Here is a 24,149-nt window from a genome sequence, read left to right on the forward strand (position 1 = left end):
GAAATTCTATTCTGAAGGTTTAATGTACGCCTCAAAGTCATTGGCAAAATTAAGACTTGATGCCTCTCTTCCTAATGTATTGACATGAATTTCATCATGAAAATATTTCATATTGTTAAGTCCATTACTATGATTAATCACATTGAAAGGTACCGAATTAATAGTAGCGTATTTAGTTTTGATTGGTGAGATATAACAAATGAGAGTAATACCATTAGCGTCGCATAAGCCTTTAATCTTTTTTACATATGCATTAGAAAATGCTATTGGCATTTCTTCAATATCTGTAATTAACTCATCTTCAATTTGAAACACAGGATACGTATAATTACCTTTTTCATCAAAACGATTTCGTTTATTTGGGCGTACTAAACTCATCATAGATGGAAAAAACAGTTCAGCATTATAATAGGAAACACCGAGAGTAGGCATCCATTTTGAGTGGTATAGAAGACTGGCTCGTTTACCAGAAAACTGCTTGTAGTAATCTGACACATAAGATCGGTTAGCATACATTAGAAACCGATAATCATTATCATTTATAGCATTTCTTTTGAAATCAAAACTCGACGGACTTGACGCTAAGATGCAATATTTCGTTTGCTTTCCTTCGGCTAAAAAATGTTGAAGCATTAGATATTGACTAGAAACAGCAGTATCATCCATAGATAAATTAATTCCGTCAATAGCTAATACAGAGTCTATAACTTTGGTATTAAGTGTTGTTAACCCGTTGCTCGCTCCTAAAATGACATAATCAAATTTAGATTCATCAACGGCATTAGCCAAAAATGAAGGCTTATAGAAGCTAGATTGTCTTAAAGCCCATAAACTTCCAAAAGACAAAGCGGTGGCAAGACATATAAAGCCAAGGAATAAGATACCGAATTTCTTCAAAAATAATGTCATAGCTAAAATTGGAAGTATATAAAATCTGAAGGATTTTTAAATACTCCCATAAAAGTAATAAGGATTGTAATAAAAACAGCCATAATTGGTGATAATATCACTTCTTTCTTATGCTTTTGAATTGATAAAAACTCAAAAACAAGCATCGTTATTACGCTAAATAAAATTATCAAACTGAATAAAACAGACTTACTGGTTTTATAAAACAATGCTACTGAATGTCCTTTAAAACTGAAAACATCTACGATATAGTTTACAGCAATTGTTGCCGTGTCGGCTCTAAAGAAAACCCAGGCAAATGTGACCAGTAAAAAAGTAAATACAATTTTAGGGAGTTGTTGAAATGATATCTTAGTATCATTTACGTAGGTTCTGTTTTTGTTAACCAGCAATAGTGGTAGAAATAGTAAGGCATGAATGCCGCCCCAAATTATGAAGGTCCAGTTAGCACCATGCCAAAATCCGCTTACTAAGAAAACAATGAGCACGTTTCGAATCTGTTTCATTGAGGTGCCTCTTGATCCTCCCAAAGGTATGTAGACATAATCTCTAAACCATGTAGACAATGAAATGTGCCAGCGTCTCCAGAATTCGGCAATATTCCTCGAAAAATAAGGAAATGAAAAGTTAACCATTAATGAAAATCCAAACAATCTGGCAACACCTATTGCAATATCAGAATACCCAGAAAAATCTCCATAAATTTGAAACCCGAATAAAATTGCTCCAATAAATAATTCTAAAGAGGAATAATTAGAACTTCCATCAAATATCTGATTGACAAAAAACGCACAATTATCGGCTACAACTACTTTTTTAAATAATCCCCAAATAATAAGATAGATACCGCTCATCGCAAAATTGGCATTAAATTTCCGCTTAGTGATAAACTGAGGTAACAGATGCTTTGCTCTCTCAATTGGACCAGCAACTAACTGAGGGAAAAAGGATACAAAAGCAGCAAACTGAATAAAATTTTGAGTAGGCTTCAATTTCTTATTATAAACATCAATAGTATAACTCAAGGTCTGAAACGTATAAAAACTAATCCCTACAGGCAATATAATATCAAGGTTATTGGGCTGTATGCTGTTTCCAAAGAAGCTAAATGCCGTCACAAAACTATCTACAAAGAAATTATAGTATTTAAAAAACATTAAAAGTCCGATATTGACTCCAATACTCGTCCAGAGTAAGTATTTCCGTTTTTTGGCATGTGATGTTTTTTTGAGATATATGCCAATACTAAAATCGACAATTGTACTGAACAAAATCAATGATAAAAAGCGCCAGTCCCACCATCCGTAGAATACATAACTCGCTATGACTAACAATGTATTTTGCAGTCGTAAATGCTGTTTCACAACAAACCAATATAGCACAAAAACTATAGGTAAGAATATTGCAAAATCAATAGAGTTAAAAAGCATAACTTATAGTTAATATTGTCTTGGGTACAGTGTTGTTTTAAATGTATCTAAAATAGTGTTCATCTTATTTAAATCGTCTTGAGACCAGTTTGAAACTTCCTTTTTTCCGGAGTGAACACGACTTTCAGGATGGGTTTTGGAAGACGGTTTTTTATAATAATCTTCCAAATTACTTACAGGTTCTATTTGAAACTCATCACACAAATTATAAAACTCTTTGATATCTGAAACCAAGGTCTCATATGTAACAACTTTGACGTGACTTGTATAGGATTCGAAAATATCTAAAGGCAGTACATTTTCTATACACCATCGCAATGCTAATATTTCAATATCTGATAGTGTTTCATAAGTTGAAATATCAAATCCAAAATGATGTTTTATGAGCTTAAGCAATGCCTCTTGTTTTACAAAATGCGATAAATCATAAAGCCATGGAAACTTTACTTTTTGTTGTGATCTAATGACATCATAAGGATTTCGGAGCAAGTGAATAACAGGAATACCATAGCTTTCATTCATATATTGAGCCATTAAATTTGCTCTCACAAATTTGATGATAAACTTCTTGGGTATAAATGGCCACAAATGCCTTTTAAACTTACGGTTACTATTTTGAGCAATCCAATCGCTATCGACCCGATTACTGAATATTTGAGTTAAATAGCTATGCACATCTTTAGATACTGTTTGAGATGTTATCCATTTATCACATAATAAATGCCCTTTAAGCGTTTGTGTTTCATGCTCTGGTTCAAACAACATACGATAGCGATGTTGGGACGCCATAGTTTCCGACAGCCAGCTTGTGCCGCTTCTTGCGGTACCAACAATAATAATATGCTTGTTAAATTTAGGCATGTTAAGGTTTCACAAGTTTAGTGTATAGGTCTTCATGTGCTGAAATAAAGGCTTCCATCGAAAAATGGTCTATACAATGTTGCCTTAATTTTTCACCTATTTGATGACGGCTTTCCAGATCTAAGCCTTTTATATATTTTATTTTTTCACTTAAAGCTTCGGCATTTTCTGCAGGAAATAATAGTTCAGGAAATTCTTTAAGCACAAAATTAATTCCAGTGATATTGGATCCTAAAATAGGAATTGCCATACACATCGCTTCGACCAAAGCCATCGGCATTCCTTCTTTACGCCCTTGATCTAAAGTAGGAATGACATACATGTCAGATTGTACAATATAAGGGCGAACATCGGCCTGTTTTCCGTGAAAAACCACTTGACCAGATAACCCTAAACGCCCACACAACTGCATTAATTCTTGTCCGTAATCATTCGTATTATCACCTAGAATATCCAATGTTATATCCGAATCATTAAGTCTGTGAATCGCATGTATTAAAACCTCAATTCCTTTTACAGGTACGAGATTAGCGACGGTAATGATTCGAAAAGAATTTGATTGTGTTTTACTGAAATGTTCCGGACTATAATATGTTGTATCTATACCTAACGGAATAAGTTTCTGAGCATTCTTATTAGGAAAATACTGCTGCATTTCATCATTGATCGTAACAATAAAATTAGCCAAAAAGCTCTTGATTTTCCAATGTTTATTGAAGCCCATCGCTTTTTTGGTGTACATCCATTTGATGCCTATCAATCGTGCAGCAAGCGCTTCGGTCCAATCATTACTCCATTGCCAGGAATGAACTATGTCAAAATTGTGTGTTTTATAAAATTTAGAAATACGACGCACTCGAAACAGTAAGCTATAATAAGGACGATAGTGTGTTTTGGTTTCGAAAATATGAATAGGAACGCCTAAGGCTTCAACCGTTTTAAAAAAAGCTCCTTTGTTATCACCACAAGCAATATGAACATCAAATTTGGACTTATCTAAACCATGTACTAAATCATAAACCACCTTTCCGCTTCCTGCAGTATTAAAATTAGAAATTGTAAAAAGAATCCTAATGCGTTTATTCATTATGTAAAGATCGTATTATTTTCGCTGGATTACCTGCCACCACTGAATTTGAAGGCACATCTTTAACAATTACCGAACCTGCTCCAATAATCACATTATCGCCAATTGTAATATCGCCTATAATAGCCACATTAGCCCCTACCACAACATTATCACCAATAACAGGTACAAGTGTATTGTCATTAAATTTATTACCAATGGTTAGGCTGTTTCTGAATTGAAAGTTTTTACCAATAGATTTGGCATTGATAACTGTAGCAAAAGGATGATAACACATTAATCCTCCAGCTATTTTCGTACTTCCAAAAATTTTGCAGTTAAAATCTCTTACAAAATAAGGCTTCCAAGGATGGTATCTGGCATTAATTCTCCAGAAAAAAATATGAGCAAACTCAGGGTAATACAACATCAAATGATGAAATTTCTTTTTTGTGGTATTTGGATTAACACGACATCCTCTCACAAGCACAGTTTGTTCAACATCTTGTTGAATTGTAGTATTATCACTAACATATTTTGAATACAATTTAGTGATAAGTAATTTTCTATGTGCATGTTTTAAAAAATGTATCATAAACCGTAGCGCATCAGATTATTTTTTCACAATATAAGGTACTATATAATAACCATAAAATTTCAGCAGAGAAGAAAATGGAAATACAACCAAAAGTGACAGAAAAAAACGAATCAAAAATGGCACTTCAATCGCAGAGACTTGTTGTAATAAATCATTTTTTAGAGTCTTTCTTTGTGCAAAGCCTTCAGTAAAAAACACCTGTTTACCCATAACTTTATACAGTTGTTCAAAGAGTAACTTATTAAATTCTTCTGGTGTGTCATGTTCTAAATAAAATGGCAAATGCTCTTTCACCAATCTTGGCCATTGCATAAAAGCACGTGGTGTTTTCTTTTTATTTTTTTCTATGGTAGAATCGGTATGCTTATAATACATATAGACGTACATATCGATAAAAGCAATATCACACATCATACCCAACTTAATATCTAATGCGGTGTCTTGTCCGATTCTTAAATCCTCATTATAAATTCCGATGGTATCGAAAACAGTTCTACGATACATGAATGCAGGAGGCCCAACAACTTTACTCAAATCTGAAAACCAGATTAAACCAAAATAAGGTTTTGGATGAATCGTCACTTCTAAGGTTTCGTCGTCTGGTTTTGTAGTCTTTTCAATACTTTGCGATGATTTTACCATTTTTCCAACAACAGCATCTACTTGAGTATGCGCATCAAGTACATCTATCATTTTTAGCAATGCGTTGGGATAAATACCATCATCAACATCAAAAAAATACACATATTCACCTTTAGCATTAACAAGCCCTTTATTTCGAGTAGGCGCAGCACCTTGTTTCGGTTGAAAATAAGATGACACCCTAGAATCTCTTTTTTGAATTTTCTTAATTTCTTCGGCAGTTCCATCTGTAGAATTATTATCAACATAAATGATCTCTATATCTTCAACACCTTGATTTATGATAGATTGATAAGACGACTCAATAAATTGAGCTGCATTATATGAAGGAATAACTACAGATAACTTCATTTATTGGTTTTATAAAATAATTTATGCCACAGTGACAAGGTCAATAACATACTCACCGAATGCGAGTAACGCACCACATCTTCATTTTTAAATTTGTCATAAAATGACTGTACAATAGATTCTGGAATAAATTCTAAATACGGCTTCGAAAACAGATAACTCCTTAACTTTTGATCATTCGCATCACCCAAAAACTGTAACTCAAAATTACGTTGAATATAAGGATTACCAATGATACCATTAAATTCCCGTTTTAATTTATCGATAACACGATAAGGAAGATTATAAGGCATTTTATTATACCTGTAATTTTTTATACTAAATGGTTTTTGATCCTGCCAAGTAATTTCTGAGAGTGCATCGTTGGTTTTTAAGTGTGCTAATTGCATCCTACGATCGGCAAGATATGCTTCGGGAATGGTGCAAATAAACTCACACATACGATTGTCATAATACGGTAAATGAATGTTATGTGCTTCCTCAAAAATCGACAAGTTCGTTGATGTCCATCTGTGAGCCCACTGAGAGGTTTTAAAAGCTCTGACTTTAGCACTCACATTATCAATTTTTATGTTTGAAAGTAATTGCTCTAACCGTTGAGATAAATAAGACTCAAATTCACCGTCGAGACCCCAAGTTTCCCAAAGTGATTTTGCAAGCGCTAACCCATCCTTTTTTACCATTTTTTTGTACAATAACGGAATGATATCTGATTCTTGAGTGCCTTCAGGAACACCTCTATCAAATAGCACATCTCCCCAATGTCCGAGTGACATTTCGCCTTCCATAGCTTTCAGGTCTTTAAGAATGGCCATTTGTCTCGGATGAGTAAATTCTGAAAAACAACCGTTAATTTGAGCAAGTTCTTCAATATCATTCCATAAATATCCTTTTGGAATTTCAAATTTCTGAAACTTGAATCCGCAAGCTTTGGCTACTTTTTCACTTATTTTATGTTCAGGGAATCCACCTTTAAATGAATAACTATACGCCTGAACATCGTTATTAAGCTCTTTGAAAATTAGTGCTTGACTCCTGCTATCCAAACCACCAGATAACGGTAAAATCACTTTTGAATCACCAAATTGCTCTTTGGTGATTGTTTTTAAAAGCGTGACATATTCATTTACTGCATCATCAAAACTCAGCTGTCTTGGCTCATAATACCATTCAAACCAGGGTTTACTTTCAATAAGATAGCCCTCTTCATCCAGCGTATGATCATGCGCTGGCAACAAACAAACCTCATCTTTATAAAACGTATCGGAGTCTAAGAAAAAACCAGTCGCTACATATATAGCTATAGCTTTTAAATTAAGTTCATTTGGAGCTTTTATCTTGGCAAAACGCTGTTTAGAAGGTAATATTTGAGTTCGAATGTGCTTCATAAATATGCTCTACGAATATAGCAATTTTATTTCCACATAACCTATGAAACATTCAGTAATACATCATAAAAATAAATGAAGTATTATCTAAAATCTAGGCATGTACACTCGCCCATTTCTGCCAGGCATAAATATGCCAAACTCCCCAGGAATTATCGTGTTTCCTATTAAAAAAATCATCTACATATTGTCGTAGCACATCTACATTCATGATGTCAGCACCATAAAAAGGCGTATCAAACACATGAATCTTGACATCTGTTTTCAATTCGTTGTGAAGCCATTGATATAGAGGTACAGAAAATCCCATTTTTTTCTGATTGATTAGCGATTCTGAAACTTCCTTTTTAAGCAGATTTTTTAATGGCTTTTTTAAATCTGTTTTATGCTTTAAATCGCTGGTAAGTTCCCAGGATTTTAAAATAGTTTCCTTATCTAAAAACGGCACGCGAACCTCCAGACTGTGTTTCATACTAGCGCGATCCACCTTAATCAAGACGCGTTGTAAATGCGCATAAAACTCATTTTTACGCAATTGCTGCACTAATTCTTTTCTCGATGCATTTTTAAACTGATATAAGGTTTTCATTTCTATCGAAAAACTCGTCTCATGAAAAATGTCATCTAATATTACCTGAGGCAAATACAAATGCTTATTGGTTATAAAATCATCTAAAGTTTTAAAATAAGGCGCCCAGGTTTTGGTAATTCCTAAGGTATTTGTCACTTTAGCCAAGAACTTACGCAAATGAAACGGAATTTTAAACCATAGTTGTTTGTTTAAAACATCTCGCATTCTGGGATAACCAAAAAACAATTCATCGCCTCCATCACCTGACAACATTACGGTATGTCTCTTTTTAGCTTCTCGAGTGATTACAAACGTTGGAATACTTGAATAATCTCCAAAAGGTTCGGGATAGGCATGAAAATGGGAATTTATACTTTTTAAAATCTCTGAATTATCTACAGAAACCACAAACTGTTTTAGCTCTAAGGCTTTGGCGTAATTTTTAGCAACTTCACTTTCATTAAGCTTTGGGTCGTCAACTTTAAGAGTAAACGCTTCAATGTCTGGCTTAGCTTGTTTAGCATAAGCACTAATTAACGGACTATCAACACCTCCACTTAAAAACGTCGCTACAGATACATCACTAACTAATTGACGTTTCACAGCATCTTTAATAGTGTACTCTAAATCATCATCCGTTTTTGAAATTGGCTTTTCCTGATTGTTTTCAAATGCAACCAATTGCTTTTTACTTAGTGATCCTGAAACATCAACTTGAAGTAGCTCGCCAGGATTAACCTGAAAGATATTTTCATAAATGGTGTTTGGTGCTTGCATGTAGCCAAAACCGAAATATTCTTTAACGATATCTGCTCTAAGTTGTCGCTTATTTTTAAACCAAGGGTGTTTATAAACTTGATCAAACTGAGATGCCGACACAATTCCTTCCTGAGTTAAACCATAGAACAATGGCTTAATTCCTGCAAAATCCCGTGCTAAAAAACACCTATTTGTATGTGTATCAACTATAGTTATGGCAAACATACCATTAAGAGTTCGGATAGTGTCTTCAACACCTAACAGATCTAACAAATGAATAATAACTTCGGTATCTGATGTAGATTTTAAATTTTCAAGTTTATAGGTTTCTGCTAAATGGCTATAGTTATAAATCTCACCATTAAAGACCATGGCGTATCTTTTGCTCGGACTCAATTTTGGCTGATTTCCGTTTTTAGAAACATCTAAAATAGCCAGGCGATTAAATCCTAATCTAAAGGTATTTGAATTGTATATTCCAGTATCGTCTGGACCTCTGTGTTTTGAAAGAGCTAATACAGACTTAAAATCATCCAATGCTATTAATGGCTGGTCTTCAAATGAAAATTCTGCTAGAAATCCGCACATAGTTATTTTTTTTCAAAAATTGCAATGATTGATGAGGAGAAAAATCGCGATGGATGCTTCATTAAATAGGGGTTTACTACAAATTTAAATAACAAGCGGTGTACTTTGAATATCAATTTTTGAGCGATATTAAGTTTTTGATGAACTCCAATAGGAAAGCCTCCATAATGACTCAAATAATTGATGTTTAAATCGTGACGTTTGGCAAAATCTTTAAACACCTGTAAATGCATACATTTAAGATTATGAATTTTCAAGTTTTTATAATCGACGAGGTATTTATAAAACCTCACATATCCTCGCATATTCGGTATCATAACCAATAATTTCGATTGAGGTTTCATATAATCGACATGCAAATCTAATATGGTGTTGAAATCTTCAAAATGTTCAATAAAGCCATTAGAAATCACATAATCATATTGGATAGGTGTTTTATATAAAGTGAAATCCTGTTGCATGATTTCATAGTTTTCAACTCCCATAACTTTGAAAACACCTTCAATTTCTTTAGTGTCAGAATTATAATCTAAACAGGTCGGTTTTATATTGTATTTGGCTCCTAAATAGGCAAGATATCGGCCAGGAAAACCTCCAATTTCTATGAGAGACTGTTCTTCGGTTGAGTCTTTTATAAACATTTCCCAAAACTCATCATAGTACGAACAAACACTTGTAATACGCTCTTTATTAATATGATTACTAGCGTAATAAGCCTCCCAATATTGTTGTGTGGTTAATTTATCTGACATTATAAATCTTTATAGCCTTAGCCGTTAAAATTAGTCAATTTAGATTGGTTTTTCAGAAATATAAAAACTTAAAAACTATGTGTTGGTTTCAAGAGTCATATGATACATATCTATTAACTGTTTCGCTAATATGGCATTATCGAAATGTTCTCTTACAAACTCTGCACCTTTCTTCCCCATTTGCAACCTTAGATTATCATCTACAATTAATTGTTCTAATGCTTCAACAAAAGCATCAATTGCATTGGCTTTAACAACAAAAGCAGATTCATTGGGTAACACCCCATACTTCATACCTCCAGCATCAGAAACAACAACAGGTAATTCCATTGCCTGTGCCTCCTGTATCACCAAGCCCTGAGCTTCCATCTGACCAGTTTCTGGGTCTGCAATTCCAGGCATAATCAACACATCTGCATTATCCATTTCATTTTTTATGCTATCCTGTGTCAGTTCACCTTTAAGTTTAACGTATGTCTCTAACTTTTTATCTTTAATATTCTGCTTTATATCATCATACAATACGCCATCTCCAATAATATTAAGCCGAACATTAGTATGTCCTTTTTGTACTAAACGCTCTAAAACAAGAATAGCAATTTCTGGACCTTTGAGTTTTATAAGTCTGCCACAAAACAATATGTTAAAAAATTTGTTGTCTACTGCTTGCTCTGTTTTAGTGAAATAAGCTGTATCTAGTCCAACTGGTAAAACAGCGACATGCTTTAATTGAGGTTGAACACTAAGCAGTTGTTCTTTTAAATAGACAGAATTAACTGTAAACACATTAGTTTGTTCAAAAATGGTGTGGTAATTTTCTTTGTAAAACTGTGATTTACTAGGAATTAAATCATATCCATGAAGTGTCGTCATCAGTTTTGTGTGTTCAGGAAATAATCCTAGTGATTTTAAATAAGAGATCAGTTTCGCATTATGAGCAAAATGGACATGAATGATATCAAATTCATCCTCTATCAGGCTCCATTCCATAGCAAAGAAAATACTTAGCAAAAATGCTTCTTTTCCGTATTTAAAAATATTAAGTGTCTTAAAATAACGCTTCCACCTTATTTTAAAAAAGTGTTTTAAAGTCCAAGTTAAAAACTCTAAAAAGCGAATACCATGATTTGGATTATTCTTTTTAAGATAGGTAACCTTATTTAATAAGTTGTGTTTATGAAGTGATGTATGAAGCGTATTAAGCTCACCTTTTTTATAGGCATATAAGTTAACATCGTGCCCTTCATCAATGAGAGCATTAATTTGATTCACGATAAAAGTTTGTGATACCACTGGAAATGTGCCGACGACAAAAGCTATTTTAAGTGGTTGCTTCATTTTATATGGTCTCTACAGTTTTCTAAATTGCAGCATTATTTGATTATTTGACAATTCATCATTAGAATGATGACCTAGGCTTTTAATTGTCCCCATTTGTGTAACTGACAATCCAGCTTTTTGTGCTAATTCTTCATAAAATTCAATAGGCTTGAACATTACAGGAAACTCCAACCAACTTCCTTTAGGACGCTCACCAATATTGACATTTGCCATAAACTTACCTGAAGAATTTAAATGTCTACTTACAAAATGCAAACAATTTTCTAATATGGAATCCTCTAGGTGTATCAACACTGAAAAAGCAAAAATCACATCGAACGTTTCATTGAGTTCTAATTCACTAAAGTTATCAAAGCTAATCAGTTTAGGGTTTTTATGAGCCAAACCCTCTTGCTTTAATTCTTTTTTGCCTTCAACCAGAACATCTTTTCTAACATCAATTCCGTAATAGTGTCCTTCATTTAGGTAATTTATTATAGGAATACCACCTCTTAAGGTGCCGCAACCCAAATCTAAAAACTTATCATCGACTTTCAAGCCCTGATTAAGTAAGAACGCTATTTGAAAATCTTGTTTTAATTTCCAGGACTTTGCAGAACCTACAAGCTTGTGGCGCTGTTCCTTTTTGGTAAGCTTATTCTTTTTGAAAAGCTTGTTTTTAATGCGTTTTAAAATCGTTTTCATAGTAATGGTGTTACAAATGTGGGAATTATAATTCGTCCTTAAAATTATACGAACTTAAAACAGAAGCTATATAAGCCTTGTCTTTTTCGTTTATTATATCTCTCCAACTATCCTTTTTACCCTTGTTAGGCAAAAGTCCTAAAGGCTTTTCGATTATACTTATCTCTTGAGCTGATAATTGTTTAGTATTGCTAAAAAAAGCATCATGGATTTTTTTATACTGCGTATAAGGCGAATCGATTAAATCCTCATAATTTATTAGCAATACGTTATCATTTGCTTTTTCTAAAGCCTTCCAGCTTTCAACATGTGCGTACCAGTGCTCTAGTATGGTTTGATTAGGTTCGACTCGTTTAGAAGGCGTTCCATACCAATCTATTTTAGTTCGTAAAAACTCTGAAAATGATAATGATTCTAAATCTGGATGCACAAAATTAGGTGTTTTCCATACGGAATAAGCCACAGACCGACCATCGCGCATCATATAAATTTTTGGTAATGAGTTCTCATTTCTATCTGCAAAATAGTGATTCCCAAATAATTTCCCATAAGGGTTTCCTTCGTGTTTTACTTTTCTATTAGACCAATGTCCCCAAGTTATTGGAGTCATATCTAAATTTTGGTTTGGGTAAAAATTTTGAGCGAGAAATGCTTCCATAAAATGTGTTCCAGAGCGTGGATGCGAATACACTTTTACAAGATTATCACTAGCTTTAGGTAAAAATAAGCGCTTAAAAAAGTTCATGCTATTTTGATATATTAAAGCTTCCCGGCAAAACAGCGATACTGCTTTTACGGTTGAGTTTACCTGAATTCCATATATCTCCTGCCAGAATACTTAGTAAGGCAGCATTTTCAATAAGGTCTATAAAGTTATGTGCATTGGTATCATTTTCGGTAATCAACACCCTTAAGCTATAATCTCGGGCTCTTAAATACAAGTTAGGAATTTCTAATTCGAAGGTATCGGTATGCTCTAAATCATCAAATGTGAAACCCATCTCATCGTTTACATAAGACAGCGCAAAATTCATATTTTGATCTATAAAATTTATCCCTATAAATAATTTAGGATAGTTAACCGGCTTTTGCTTGAGCAGTTTAATACGGATTTTGAGATAATCACCTGAGATAACTTCAAACACCTGTTCCCCTTTTTTATTAAAAAACGAAACGTCAATAACCTTTAACTTCTGATTACCCTTACGGTCTGTTCTATTAGCTAAAGCAATTTGGTGTTTTTGCTTTTCGGCAGATAAATAAAAATTCACGGCGTCGTTTTGAGTGCCTTCAAATACAATTTGACCATGTTCTAAAACAACAGCTCTGGTACAGAGGTTTTTTACCGCTGCCATGTTATGGCTAACAAATAATACCGTTCGACCTTCACTATTAGATATGTCTTGCATTTTCCCAATAGCTTTCTTTTGAAATTCGGCATCGCCAACCGCTAAAACCTCGTCAATGACAAGGATATCAGGTTCAAGATGCGCAGCTACAGCAAAAGCGAGTCGTACACGCATTCCGCTACTGTAACGTTTTACAGGTGTGTCAATATAGCGTTCACAACCACTAAACTCAATAATTTCACTTTCTTTGACCTTTATTTCAGATTTGGTCATACCAAGAATGGCACCATTTAAATAAATATTCTCTCGTCCCGTTAATTCAGGATGGAATCCTGTACCTACTTCTAACAAGGAGGCAATACGACCTCTTGTTTTAATTTCGCCTGTTGTAGGATTGGTAACACGCGATAAAATTTTAAGTAGTGTAGACTTTCCTGCTCCGTTTTTACCAATAATACCAAGCACTTCGCCTTGTTTCACTTCAAAATTAATATCCTTTAAAGCCCAAACATAATTACTATCGGCTTTGGTACTTCGGTCATTTGCTTCACCAACTTTAAGATACGGGTCTTGCTTTCCGCGTATGCGATACCACCAACGATTTAAATCATGACTAATCGTACCAGTACCAACAAGACCTAAACGGTATTGTTTACTAATATTTTCAGCTACTAAAATGGTTTTAGAATTTGTCATTGATTACACAGTATCTATAAATGTTTTTTCGGTTCGGTTAAAAACTAATAATCCCAATAAAAATAAGACGACACTTACCACCAGTGTATAAAAGAATCCTATCCATGTAAATGTTCCTGTATTGAGTAACATGAACCGAAATCCTTCTATAATTTGCGTTAGAGGATTAAACTCTACAATTAAGGCAATAGGTCTTGAAAATTTTGCATGGGCTTCAGACACAGGATAAGGCACAGCAGACAGAAACATTAATAACTGAACTGCAAAGCCCACAAGTATGGTTAAATCTCGATATTTTGTTGTCATTGAGGAAATAATCATCCCTAAGCCTAAACCTAGCATTCCCATCATTATGACATAAACAGGAAACAGCCAGATATGAGTCATATTAAGGCTCAGTTCCATCCCTTGGAAATAGTAATACAACCAAAAACCGAAGAAAATAAAGAGCTGAATTCCAAACTTAAGTAAATTTGAGATGGTGATCGACAAGGGCAAAATAACTCTGGGAAAGTAGACTTTTCCAAAAATATTCTGATTAGCTGTAAACGTATTAGAAGTTCCTGTTAGGCACTCTTTAAAATAATTCCAAGCTGTGATTCCTGCTAAATTAAACACAAAAGGGTCAATACCATCCGTTTGGATTTGTCCCAGTCTATTAAAAATAAGTGTAAATATGACCGATGTAAATAAAGGCTGAATGATATACCAAAGTGGTCCTAAAATTGTTTGCTTATAAACCGTTACAATATCACGTTTTACAAAAAGGATAAGTAAATCACGATACCTCCATATTTCTTCAAAATTAAAATTAATTAATTTACGCTTGGAGGAAATTACATATAGCCACGACTCTTCAGGTTCGGTGTTCAATAGTATAGTCTTTTGTTTCGGCTAATATAATAAATCGAGAATAGAAATAGGCGCAATGGAGATTCAGAAAACGGCCTCGGTAAAACTTTTATTTACTTTTCCATTTTATAAACAGAAGCACCTTCATATTCCTGCGTATGAATTAGTTGATAGCCGTTAGATTTCATTGTTTTAAGAATATAATCTTTTTCGTTTAATTTCGAATCCGCATTAGAGCTTATGTGTGAAAACACTAACCATACCGAATCCTTTAGTTGTTCTAATTCCTGATGATGTTTTGACCAGTCATTCCGACTGACATTTGAGTAAAAAATTGCATCAGTATCTTGAATCACATCAAATTTGTCTTTATAGAAATCGAATGACACTTTAGAAACGCTATACACATAAATTTCATCACCTACTTTCAGGTTAGAATTAAGGTAAGACATTCCTTTTTTTATCTCTTCTTTTTCAAATGGCACTAAATTGAATACAGCAATAAGGTTTATAAGCACAGGAATTAATAAGATGAAAACCGATAATTTTAGTCCTTTGTCATATAAAAATCTCCAGCTGATGTAAATTCCATAGGACAATAATGTGATAAGCAAAGGTATTGCGTATAGCACGAGGCGTCTGTCAAACGGATATAATTTGAAATACGACAAACCCAAGTGGATACAAAGTGGAGATAATAATATAAATAACGCTGTTTTACGTTTAAAATTAGATAGAATACCAATACCTACAAAAGCAAACGTTACAATCCAGAAACCACCTATCTCGAGTAATACTTGGATAATCGCCTCTATTCGCGTACGAATAAAGTATCTAAACTCCCATGAAAACACATCCTGATATAGAAAGCCAAAATTCTCTGTCCAGTAAACTAACATGACTTCTTTTGCAGGATGGTTGTGAATAAACAGTCCGTAATATATCACGAATGATATCAGTGCAATCAGGCTAGGCCATAGCACTTCGAAAGATTTCAATCTACTAGTAATTACGAATTTGTACAAGCTTATTAAACCGACTACAAATAAAATTATCACTGCAATATTTGAAAACCAAACTGAAGCAAAAGATACAGAAGTATAAATAAGAAGTGACCGTTTTGTTTTAGCATTAAAATAAGATAAGGCACTTACTAAAATTAAGAGGCAGACAAAAACATCTGACATGTATTGCTTCACTTCAATGGAATAATACAATAAGAAGGTATTTAAACAAAATAATGAGGCTGATAATAAGGCAACTAATGTAGACTTAAACAGTTGTTTATTTAATCTGTAAATGAGAGGAATAGAGCCCAAAAAACAGAAAAAAGGGTAGATTCGTAGTGACCAATCTCTATTTCCGAATAGAGATGAAAATAAGTTCTCTATAAACAAGAAGCCAATTGGAGCGACCTGATCATATTCTAAAGGTTGAAGCAAGTCTATATAGTCTCGATTAACAATACTAACCGACAATAATACTTCGTCTAACCATAAACTTCGGAAATTGAAAAAATTGACAAATGAAGCTATGACACCTAATCCTATACTTGCGATTAGTAGTCGTTTGACCCAAATATCAAATGTTTCCGTAGACATTATGTTTTAATTTCAAGAGTAATTTATTGCTAAACCTAATCACTACTCCTTTTTGCCAACAACGATAGTGGAAAGTCCTGCACTATTAAAAATAACTTTATCGATGATTTTAAATATAGGAACCAGTGTATTATACAATTTCATTTGTCCGCCAGGAATGGTTTCCTTTTTCATAAGACTACCAGTAACGTACCATCCAAAAATGCCAATAAAATTGAAATATTGTTTGTGGATTATTTGAAAAGCATTCTTTGAAAACACCTCACTTAAAAGTGATTTGGTATAACGTCTATAATGGCCTAATTCTTTATCAAATCCGTTGTATAATTTTTGGTATGATGGGACTAAGATGATAAGCTGACCTCCAGTTTTCAAAAGCTTTTTACAGTTGTTAAGTGCTAGTTCATCATCGTATATATGTTCTACAACATTGAGTGCAAAAACTGTATCGTATGTACCTAAATGAGCTGCGAATTTGTGATCAAACTCAGCATCGGTCAAATCCATAATTTCAGTACCTAAAAAGTAAGGGTTTTGTTGAAATGTAGCCTCTAATTTTTCACAGTAGCCTTTTCGAATATCGGTAAGCATGATTTCAAACTGATCATCCATAAAGAAAGTTGAAATATTACCTATTCCACTTCCTATTTCGAGAACTTTTCCTTTACAAAACGGCTTAATGGTTTGATACATCCAGCGATTAAACTTATCGGCTTTAGCGATAACCTCTAAAGTAGATTCGCCTACTACATCTTGTTCTTCAAACTTTATTTCTGTGGCCACACGTATTATTTTTAGGTCTTATCTGGAAAAAATATTATACTTCAAAATGCAGTAAATTGCTCTTACGCCATCTTTCCATCCAATTTTTTTACCGTCTTCATAGGTTCTTCCGTAATAGGAAATACCAACTTCATATATTCTAATATTTTTTATTCTTGAAATTTTAGCAGTGACTTCAGGTTCAAAACCAAAACGTTGTTCTTTAAGTTGAATACTTTGAATAATATCGGTTTTAAACAACTTATAGCAGGTTTCCATATCTGTGATATTGATTCCTGTAAACATATTAGAAAGTAGAGTCAAAAACTTATTACCAATGGTATGAAAAAAGAAAAGTACACGATGAGGTTGTCCGCCAATGAAACGCGAACCATAAACAACATCTGCAGCACCATTTAAAATAGGTTTTAACAATAAGTTGTATTCGCTTGGATCATATTCTAAATCGGCATCCTGAATAATTAAGTAATCTCCTGTAGCTTCTTTAATTCCTGTATGTAGTGCAGCTCCTTTTCCTTTATTTTTTTCATGAGCAAACAGTTTTATAGGAAACTCCGGATGTGCTGCCTGATATTTTACAATAGAATTTTTTGTGTCGTCACTAGAAAAATCATCAATAATTAAGACCTCTTTCTCGAGATCACCAATCAGTTTTACATCTTTTACCAGATTCAAAATCAAATGAATGGTATCTTGTTCATTGTAGACAGGTATAACTATTGAAAGTTTTTTCTTCATTTTGTGATCTTGCTCTCGGTAAATTTAAGGATAATATACATACTACTTTATAAAATAATCCCAGGTAATTTTCAATCCTTCACGAACTGTATACATGGGTTTATATTCTAATAATGAATTGGCTTTATCGATATTTGCTAAAGAATCCCTAACATCACCTTGACGTGGTGGTCCATAAACAGCCTCTAACTTTGAGTCTGCAGATTCTTTCAGTGAATTCCATAGATAATTGATACTAATACGCTCACCACAAGCGACATTAAACACTTCATTCTTAGCTTTTTCCGAAGCAAAAAAACCACGAATATTCGCTTGAACAGCATTATCAACAAACGTAAAATCTCTAGTTTGTTCGCCATCGCCGTTTATTTTTGGTGATTCATTATCACTTAAAGCTTTCATAAACAATGGAATAACAGCTGCATAAGCACCATCTGGACTTTGTTTTGGTCCAAACACATTAAAATACCTTAGTCCGATAACATCAGTATCATAAGTTTTTCCAAAAACATCTGCATATAATTCATTTACGTATTTTGTAACCGCATAAGGTGATAAAGGTTTTCCTATGGTATCTTCAATTTTTGGAAGACTTTTACTATCACCATAAGTTGAACTTGATGCTGCATATACCATGCGTTTTACGGTTGAAGACTCTTTTAGAGCAATCATCATGTTTAAAAAGCCAGAAATATTAACGGCATTAGTTGTAGCAGGATCATTAATAGATCGAGGCACCGAACCCAAGGCAGCTTGATGAGATACATAATCTATACCTTCCATAGCCTCTTTACACGTTTGCAAATCTCTGATATCGCCTTCAACAAGTTCAAACGCAGGATTAGCGTGAAACTCGGTTAAATTTTCTCGGTGTCCATTAGAAAAGTTATCTAACACACGTACTTTTTTAGCATTGTATTTTAAAAGATACTCAACAATATTTGAGCCTATAAAACCGCCTCCACCTGTTATTAGGAAAGACAATTTACTTAAATCTTGATTGTGATATTTGTTATCGTACATTATAATCTAGCGTCTACTGTATGAATAGGAAGTAAAGATTTTACATCGAAAATTACTCCTATATCTGATTTTAATTTTTGAATATCAAATTCTAAAAACTCATTATGAGATACTGCTAAAACGATAGCATCATAATTGGTTTTTAATTGAGACATCTGGTCTAATAATTCAAACCCATATTCATGAACAACCTCTTCTTTAGAAGCCCATGGATCGTAAACATCTACATTTACGCCGTAAGTTTCAAATTCTTCGATGATATCAATTACTCTTGAGTTTCTAATATCTGGGCAGTTTTCTTTAAAAGTTATCCCTAAGACCAGCGCATTAGAATCTTTAATTCGGGCTCCTTTCTTAATCATCATTTTTACGGTTTCCTGAGCCACATAGCCTCCCATACTATCGTTCATTTTACGACCAGCTAGGATAATTTCAGGATTATAACCAGACTCGATAGCTTTTTGAGCAAGGTAATAAGGATCAACTCCAATACAATGTCCACCAACTAAACCAGGTGAAAATTTGATAAAATTCCATTTTGTACCTGCAGCTTCTAAAACAGCTTTAGTATCGATATCTAATAATCTGAAAATTTTCGATAATTCGTTTACAAACGCAATATTGATATCACGTTGCGAATTTTCTATCACTTTAGCCGCCTCAGCTACTTTAATTGATGGTGCGGAGTGTGTTCCTGCTACAATAATAGATTTATATAAATCGTCTACTTCTTTGGCAACCTCAGGAGTAGATCCTGATGTTACTTTCAAAATTTTGGTAACAGTATGCTTTTTATCTCCCGGATTGATACGTTCTGGAGAATAGCCAGCATAAAAATCTTTATTGAATTTCAAACCCGATTGAGTTTCTAAAATAGGAACACAAATATCTTCTGTTACTCCAGGATATACTGTTGATTCATAAATTACAATATCTCCTTGCTTCAGCACTTTTCCAACACTTTCACTTGCCTTTATCAATGGCGTGAATACAGGTCTTTTAAGTTCGTCTGTCGGCGTAGGAACTGTAACTATATAAATAGTAGAATCTGCAGTATCGCTAGGATTGTTAGATATGAATAATCCTGTTTCGGCATTAGAATCTGATGTTAAAACAGATTTTAAATGATCATCTTCAACCTCTAAAGTTTTGTCAACACCATTACGAAGTTCATGGATGCGTTTTTCATTGATATCAAATCCAACGACCATAAATTTCTTTGCGAATTCCACTGCAAGCGGTAATCCTACATAGCCAAGTCCTAAGATGGTTATTTTTTTATTCGTATTCATTTTCAGTTAAGTATAGATTTCATAATAGTGTTCAAATCTAAATAAAAACTCCAATTCTGAACGTATTTTTTGTTCATTTCCACTTTATCTACCCAAATAATCGTTCTATTGTAAGTTTCGGGATCACTTTGTTGGGATAAGATGCTTTCTTCTTCTTTATATTTTAAAGTTGCAGGTCCGGTAATTCCTGGTTTGACTTTTAATATAATTCTGTCATCCCCTTCTAATTTATCAGCAAAACCTGGCACATCTGGACGCGGACCAACAAAACTCATATCACCTATCAAGACATTAAACAGTTGAGGTAATTCATCTATTTTAGTCGTTCTAAAAAACTTACCTATGGTTGTGGCACTTTTATTAAGATTTCCTAGTTCATGGTATTCTTCCCTTAGTGTTCTCAATTTATATATTTTGAAAAGTTTACCATGCTGACCGACTCGTAGTTGTGAAAATATTCCAAATTGTTTAGAATCAATCGTAGCTATCAAAATCAGCACTATTAACGGAACTATAAAAAAAGGAAACAATAGGACGGCTAATAGTAAATCAAAAAGCCGTTTTATAAAAAGTTGTTTCCTGTTAATCACTTTATATGCGTCTTAAAAAACGTTTTATGCGCTTTAAAAATGTATCATTATCCCTTTCATGATAAGCATTACCATAAACACCGTAACCATAGCCATAACCATAACCGTAGCCATAACCATAGCCATAATTATGATTCGTTTTATGCTTGTAGAAATTAAGTACAAAACTGATGTTTTTAACTTCTCCTGTTCTATACTTAGCGTTAATAAGAGCTAACATTCCCTTTTTTGTATAATCTAATCGAACCATAAATATGGTCGCATCGGCATATTGTGTTAATTCGAGCGCATCGGTTACTAACCCTAAAGGTGGTGTATCTAAAACGATCATGTCATAATCTTGTCGCAACTGACTAATCATAACACTCATTTGACTACTCATTAATAATTCGGAAGGATTTGGAGGTACAGGTCCAGAAGGAATCACATCTAGATTTTCGATATGAGTTGTGTATTTTACTTCCTCAAACTCACTTTCTCCAATAAGGTAATTAACAATACCTTTATCGTTATTGATATTAAAATCTCCAAATATTTTTGGCTTACGTAAATCCAATCCTAATAAAATGGTTTTTTTACCTGACAAAGCATAAACCGTAGCCATATTGATAGAACAGAACGTTTTTCCTTCTCCACTTACAGAAGAGGTAATCATTAGAGTTTTCCCTTCAACCTTTCCTTGCTTTTTGTATAAAAACTGGAGGCTGGAACGAATAGATCTAAAAGATTCTGCCACTGCTGATTTAGGCTTTTCAAATACAATTAAATTGTTTTTGTAATTGTATTTACCAATCAAACCTAAAATTGGAATTTTAGACAGTTGTTCTATTTCATCAGAACCGTGAATGGTATTATCTAATAGGAATAATATAAAAATCAAAAACATTGGAATAAAAAAGCCCATCATCAATGCCATCATATAGTTGAGCGATTTATTAGGGCCAATAAGTCCGCCTCCAATATCCTTAGCTTCATCAATAACAGTAATATCAGAAATATTCGCAGCTTTAACAATGGCAGCTTCACTTCGTTTAGCCATATAAATATCATAAGCTTCCTGACTGATATCAAGCTTTCGCTGAATCTTTAAAAATTGCTGTTGATCTTCAGGTAAGTCACTTAGCTTTGCTTCCAAATTGGCTATACTTCTATTAACTGTAGACAGTTGAACACCAATCGTTTTTTTGGTAGCATCGATAGTTTCTAAAAGGACATTCTTCTCAGAATCAATCTTACTATCCAGATCTTTAAACAATACAGAACCTTCCTTTGTGGTGTATTCTAAATTTTGACGTTCAGCAGCTAATGCAATTATTTTTGAGACACTATTTAAAATGTTATTTTCCTGAATTCCAACAGTAGTAGGAGCTGCAATGTTAGTATAGTCTGTTTTAGTATTTAAATAATTTTCGAGATTGTTTAGGTAATTAAGCTTAGACTGTTCACTTTCTTTGCTCAAATCGTACTCTCGCAACTGACTCGATATTTGTGCAATTTCATCGGAAACATCAAAAACTTTATTCTTTTTTCTAAAATCATTCATCTCATCTGTTACGTCCTGAAGTTTTAAATTCACAGCAGCAAGACTACTATCGATAAATTTAATCGTATTAGTGGCATACAGATTTTTTCTTTCCAACTCCGAACGACTTAAAATAGCCGAAGTTGCATTTAGATAATCGACAATTTTAGCTTTATTATTACCTGCTAATTGCAATCGTAACACAGAAGATGCATCAGCAAAAGGACCAATAATGATTCTGGTTTTATATCGATCTACCACACCATCGAAGTTTTTAAAACCAATAAAATATTCTGACCCAGATTTGATTCTTAAAGATGGTTTAATAACTATTTTACCATTTAAAAATGGTAAATCTATGGTTTGCCCACTTGCAAATGTTTTAGAAAATTCACCTGTCGGAACAGTAACTCTAAAAGTCGATTTATCGCTATAACGTTGTGCTCTTACGCTAGCCCCTTCATAATTGGTAAATACTTCAAATTCGTTGTTACCTAAAAACCTGATACCAACTGGATTATTTAATACTTGAGGCTTTGTTTTATCGATAATAAACTCAAAAGGCGCTCGCTTATAGATATCTTCTTTTCGGTACTTTCCTTCTACCAGATACTCCATATAAAACTGTAAGGAGTCTACAACTTTCTCATTATGACTACGCGTTTTAATAGCCGTAATAATTTTACTTACTTTTCCTGAAACACCTCCCCAATTAAAGGAAATACTTGTATTTGCTGTAAAAAAAGGATTCTGATCATTCTCAACAGATATCAAAGAGTCTAACTTGTAGACATTTTGCTTTCTAACATTTATAAAATACGCTATGAGTAATGCTGAACCGATACAAAGCATTACAAATTTCCATAGGTTTAATGATTTAAAAAGGTAGCCTTTAAAATCAAAACTGACTCTACCAGACTCTACATTATCTATATCATAATCTTCATTATAAGCCATCTATCACCTATTTATTAATAAGATTGTTGTTGTTATAATTCCTAGTAAAGACAAAATCGTTTGTAAACTCTCCCGACCAGTAGTTCCTAGTCCCCAGGTTTTTTGCTTTACAGGTTTTACATAAATAATATCATTGGGTTGGATGTAATAATATGAAGAATTTAAAACATCCTTATCGGTTAAATCAATCATATGAATTTGCTGCCCTTGCGGATATTGTCTAATAATTTGAACCTCTCGTTTATTTCCTGTAATGGGAATTTCACCAGCATTTGCAATGGCTTCAAATATATTAACACGGTCTTTAAATATGATTTGCGATCCCGGAGAACCAACTTCGCCACTAGCTGTGTAAGTCAATCCAGCCAGTTTTACAGTTACAAAAATATTGGCTGTTTCTTTAAACTGTTCGTCTAACAGTTTCTTTTCAATAATCTGTTCAATTTCTTCTGTTGTATATCCCAATACGTTAATCTTTCCTAGGGTTGGAATTCTAATATTTCCGTGAACATCTACTGTAAACCCATCAAAATAAGCACGTTCAGCACTATCGGCATTTAAATTTTCTTCTCCAGCCGGATTGAGAATAGTTACTGTTTCTTGATCTAATGCCTTCACCCGAATATTCAAAATGTCATTAATTTGAATGCGATAAGGTTTTTGTTGTTCTAACATGACTTGTGTAGAATCAGTAGCCGTAGTTTTATTTTGTAGATATACTATATCTTTATGTGGAATACAGGATGTTGATAGCATACACAATACCAATCCCGTAAGCAATAATAGTCTATTCATTGTTAAATTGC

General features: G+C 33.5%; 22 protein-coding genes. All 22 read right to left on the reverse strand.

Translation table 11 applies throughout. From position 1 onward, the window contains the following. Nucleotides 1-6: 6 nt before the first annotated feature. The 22 genes from H7350_RS11650 to H7350_RS11755 all read right to left on the reverse strand — a co-directional run bounded on the left by H7350_RS11650 (nucleotide 7) and on the right by H7350_RS11755 (nucleotide 24,138). Nucleotides 7-909, reverse strand: coding sequence for a hypothetical protein (locus H7350_RS11650; RefSeq protein ID WP_204346103.1), 903 nt, complete (start codon nucleotides 907-909; stop codon nucleotides 7-9). A 2-nt stretch (nucleotides 910-911) separates the two neighbouring features. Continuing rightward, nucleotides 912-2,339 carry an MBOAT family O-acyltransferase gene (locus tag H7350_RS11655; RefSeq protein ID WP_204346104.1) on the reverse strand — a complete coding sequence of 476 codons (1,428 nt, stop codon included), beginning with the start codon at nucleotides 2,337-2,339 and terminating at the stop codon, nucleotides 912-914. A gap of 9 nt (nucleotides 2,340-2,348) precedes the next feature. After that, nucleotides 2,349-3,200 carry a sulfotransferase family protein gene (locus H7350_RS11660; protein WP_204346105.1) on the reverse strand — a complete coding sequence of 284 codons (852 nt, stop codon included), beginning with the start codon at nucleotides 3,198-3,200 and terminating at the stop codon, nucleotides 2,349-2,351. Between the two features lies 1 nt (nucleotide 3,201). Further along, nucleotides 3,202-4,287 (reverse strand): glycosyltransferase, encoded by a 1,086-nt coding sequence (locus tag H7350_RS11665; RefSeq protein WP_204346106.1) that lies wholly within the window; start codon nucleotides 4,285-4,287, stop codon nucleotides 3,202-3,204. Beyond that, on the reverse strand, nucleotides 4,280-4,861 hold the full coding sequence (locus H7350_RS17110; RefSeq protein ID WP_276529630.1) for a serine acetyltransferase: 582 nt from the start codon (nucleotides 4,859-4,861) through the stop codon (nucleotides 4,280-4,282). The genes H7350_RS11665 and H7350_RS17110 overlap by 8 nt, the downstream gene beginning before the upstream one ends. 18 nt (nucleotides 4,862-4,879) lie before the next feature. Then, nucleotides 4,880-5,857 carry a glycosyltransferase gene (locus tag H7350_RS11675; protein ID WP_204346107.1) on the reverse strand — a complete coding sequence of 326 codons (978 nt, stop codon included), beginning with the start codon at nucleotides 5,855-5,857 and terminating at the stop codon, nucleotides 4,880-4,882. Then, on the reverse strand, nucleotides 5,854-7,245 hold the full coding sequence (locus tag H7350_RS11680) for an asparagine synthase-related protein (RefSeq protein ID WP_204346108.1): 1,392 nt from the start codon (nucleotides 7,243-7,245) through the stop codon (nucleotides 5,854-5,856). Before H7350_RS11680 ends, H7350_RS11675 begins: the two co-directional genes overlap by 4 nt. 94 nt (nucleotides 7,246-7,339) lie before the next feature. Continuing rightward, nucleotides 7,340-9,163: an asparagine synthase (glutamine-hydrolyzing) gene (gene asnB, locus H7350_RS11685; protein WP_204346109.1), complete on the reverse strand. Its 1,824-nt coding sequence runs from the start codon at nucleotides 9,161-9,163 to the stop codon at nucleotides 7,340-7,342. A gap of 2 nt (nucleotides 9,164-9,165) precedes the next feature. After that, the gene (locus H7350_RS11690; RefSeq protein ID WP_204346110.1) at nucleotides 9,166-9,915 is read right to left on the reverse strand and encodes a methyltransferase domain-containing protein; all 750 of its coding nucleotides are present in this window, start codon (nucleotides 9,913-9,915) and stop codon (nucleotides 9,166-9,168) included. A gap of 75 nt (nucleotides 9,916-9,990) precedes the next feature. Beyond that, nucleotides 9,991-11,253: a glycosyltransferase gene (locus H7350_RS11695; RefSeq protein ID WP_204346111.1), complete on the reverse strand. Its 1,263-nt coding sequence runs from the start codon at nucleotides 11,251-11,253 to the stop codon at nucleotides 9,991-9,993. A gap of 12 nt (nucleotides 11,254-11,265) precedes the next feature. Then, entirely contained in the window at nucleotides 11,266-11,940 is a 675-nt protein-coding gene (locus tag H7350_RS11700; RefSeq protein WP_204346112.1) for a class I SAM-dependent methyltransferase, read from the reverse strand. Nucleotides 11,941-11,965: 25 nt separating this feature from the next. Next, entirely contained in the window at nucleotides 11,966-12,685 is a 720-nt protein-coding gene (locus H7350_RS11705; protein WP_204346113.1) for a sulfotransferase domain-containing protein, read from the reverse strand. A gap of 1 nt (nucleotide 12,686) precedes the next feature. Then, on the reverse strand, nucleotides 12,687-13,985 hold the full coding sequence (locus tag H7350_RS11710; RefSeq protein ID WP_204346114.1) for an ABC transporter ATP-binding protein: 1,299 nt from the start codon (nucleotides 13,983-13,985) through the stop codon (nucleotides 12,687-12,689). Between the two features lie 3 nt (nucleotides 13,986-13,988). Then, a complete protein-coding gene (locus tag H7350_RS11715; protein ID WP_204346115.1) occupies nucleotides 13,989-14,858 on the reverse strand; it encodes an ABC transporter permease in 870 nt (289 codons plus the stop codon). A 92-nt stretch (nucleotides 14,859-14,950) separates the two neighbouring features. Then, a complete protein-coding gene (locus H7350_RS11720; RefSeq protein ID WP_204346116.1) occupies nucleotides 14,951-16,438 on the reverse strand; it encodes a glycosyltransferase family 39 protein in 1,488 nt (495 codons plus the stop codon). A gap of 42 nt (nucleotides 16,439-16,480) precedes the next feature. Next, entirely contained in the window at nucleotides 16,481-17,221 is a 741-nt protein-coding gene (locus H7350_RS11725) for a methyltransferase (protein ID WP_204346117.1), read from the reverse strand. An 18-nt stretch (nucleotides 17,222-17,239) separates the two neighbouring features. Then, the gene (locus H7350_RS11730) at nucleotides 17,240-17,959 is read right to left on the reverse strand and encodes a glycosyltransferase family 2 protein (protein WP_204346118.1); all 720 of its coding nucleotides are present in this window, start codon (nucleotides 17,957-17,959) and stop codon (nucleotides 17,240-17,242) included. Between the two features lie 42 nt (nucleotides 17,960-18,001). Then, entirely contained in the window at nucleotides 18,002-18,982 is a 981-nt protein-coding gene (locus tag H7350_RS11735; protein WP_204346119.1) for an SDR family oxidoreductase, read from the reverse strand. Then, nucleotides 18,982-20,274 (reverse strand): nucleotide sugar dehydrogenase, encoded by a 1,293-nt coding sequence (locus tag H7350_RS11740; RefSeq protein WP_204346120.1) that lies wholly within the window; start codon nucleotides 20,272-20,274, stop codon nucleotides 18,982-18,984. Before H7350_RS11740 ends, H7350_RS11735 begins: the two co-directional genes overlap by 1 nt. A gap of 2 nt (nucleotides 20,275-20,276) precedes the next feature. Beyond that, nucleotides 20,277-20,864 (reverse strand): sugar transferase, encoded by a 588-nt coding sequence (locus H7350_RS11745; RefSeq protein WP_338105775.1) that lies wholly within the window; start codon nucleotides 20,862-20,864, stop codon nucleotides 20,277-20,279. Between the two features lies 1 nt (nucleotide 20,865). Further along, the gene (locus H7350_RS11750) at nucleotides 20,866-23,343 is read right to left on the reverse strand and encodes an exopolysaccharide transport family protein (protein WP_204346121.1); all 2,478 of its coding nucleotides are present in this window, start codon (nucleotides 23,341-23,343) and stop codon (nucleotides 20,866-20,868) included. Nucleotides 23,344-23,346: 3 nt separating this feature from the next. After that, nucleotides 23,347-24,138 carry a polysaccharide biosynthesis/export family protein gene (locus tag H7350_RS11755; RefSeq protein ID WP_204346122.1) on the reverse strand — a complete coding sequence of 264 codons (792 nt, stop codon included), beginning with the start codon at nucleotides 24,136-24,138 and terminating at the stop codon, nucleotides 23,347-23,349. Nucleotides 24,139-24,149 lie beyond the last annotated feature (11 nt).

This window comes from Psychroserpens algicola (assembly GCF_014526325.1).
GTDB classification, from domain to species: domain Bacteria; phylum Bacteroidota; class Bacteroidia; order Flavobacteriales; family Flavobacteriaceae; genus Psychroserpens; species Psychroserpens algicola.

Excerpts from the sequence above, each read along its gene's own strand:
- H7350_RS11695 (WP_204346111.1), bottom strand. The coding sequence starts at position 11,253 with ATGAAGCAACCACTTAAAATAGCTTTTGTCGTCGGCACATTTCCAGTG.
- H7350_RS11660 (WP_204346105.1), bottom strand. The coding sequence starts at position 3,200 with ATGCCTAAATTTAACAAGCATATTATTATTGTTGGTACCGCAAGAAGC.
- H7350_RS11735 (WP_204346119.1), bottom strand. The coding sequence starts at position 18,982 with ATGTACGATAACAAATATCACAATCAAGATTTAAGTAAATTGTCTTTC.
- H7350_RS11690 (WP_204346110.1), bottom strand. The coding sequence starts at position 9,915 with ATGTCAGATAAATTAACCACACAACAATATTGGGAGGCTTATTACGCT.
- H7350_RS11705 (WP_204346113.1), bottom strand. The coding sequence starts at position 12,685 with ATGAACTTTTTTAAGCGCTTATTTTTACCTAAAGCTAGTGATAATCTT.
- H7350_RS11680 (WP_204346108.1), bottom strand. The coding sequence starts at position 7,245 with ATGAAGCACATTCGAACTCAAATATTACCTTCTAAACAGCGTTTTGCC.
- H7350_RS11755 (WP_204346122.1), bottom strand. The coding sequence starts at position 24,138 with ATGAATAGACTATTATTGCTTACGGGATTGGTATTGTGTATGCTATCA.
- H7350_RS11665 (WP_204346106.1), bottom strand. The coding sequence starts at position 4,287 with ATGAATAAACGCATTAGGATTCTTTTTACAATTTCTAATTTTAATACT.
- H7350_RS11710 (WP_204346114.1), bottom strand. The coding sequence starts at position 13,985 with ATGACAAATTCTAAAACCATTTTAGTAGCTGAAAATATTAGTAAACAA.
- H7350_RS11750 (WP_204346121.1), bottom strand. The coding sequence starts at position 23,343 with ATGGCTTATAATGAAGATTATGATATAGATAATGTAGAGTCTGGTAGA.
- H7350_RS11655 (WP_204346104.1), bottom strand. The coding sequence starts at position 2,339 with ATGCTTTTTAACTCTATTGATTTTGCAATATTCTTACCTATAGTTTTT.
- H7350_RS11730 (WP_204346118.1), bottom strand. The coding sequence starts at position 17,959 with ATGAAGAAAAAACTTTCAATAGTTATACCTGTCTACAATGAACAAGAT.
- H7350_RS11650 (WP_204346103.1), bottom strand. The coding sequence starts at position 909 with ATGACATTATTTTTGAAGAAATTCGGTATCTTATTCCTTGGCTTTATA.
- asnB (WP_204346109.1), bottom strand. The coding sequence starts at position 9,163 with ATGTGCGGATTTCTAGCAGAATTTTCATTTGAAGACCAGCCATTAATA.
- H7350_RS11675 (WP_204346107.1), bottom strand. The coding sequence starts at position 5,857 with ATGAAGTTATCTGTAGTTATTCCTTCATATAATGCAGCTCAATTTATT.
- H7350_RS17110 (WP_276529630.1), bottom strand. The coding sequence starts at position 4,861 with ATGATACATTTTTTAAAACATGCACATAGAAAATTACTTATCACTAAA.
- H7350_RS11700 (WP_204346112.1), bottom strand. The coding sequence starts at position 11,940 with ATGAAAACGATTTTAAAACGCATTAAAAACAAGCTTTTCAAAAAGAAT.
- H7350_RS11740 (WP_204346120.1), bottom strand. The coding sequence starts at position 20,274 with ATGAATACGAATAAAAAAATAACCATCTTAGGACTTGGCTATGTAGGA.
- H7350_RS11720 (WP_204346116.1), bottom strand. The coding sequence starts at position 16,438 with ATGTCTACGGAAACATTTGATATTTGGGTCAAACGACTACTAATCGCA.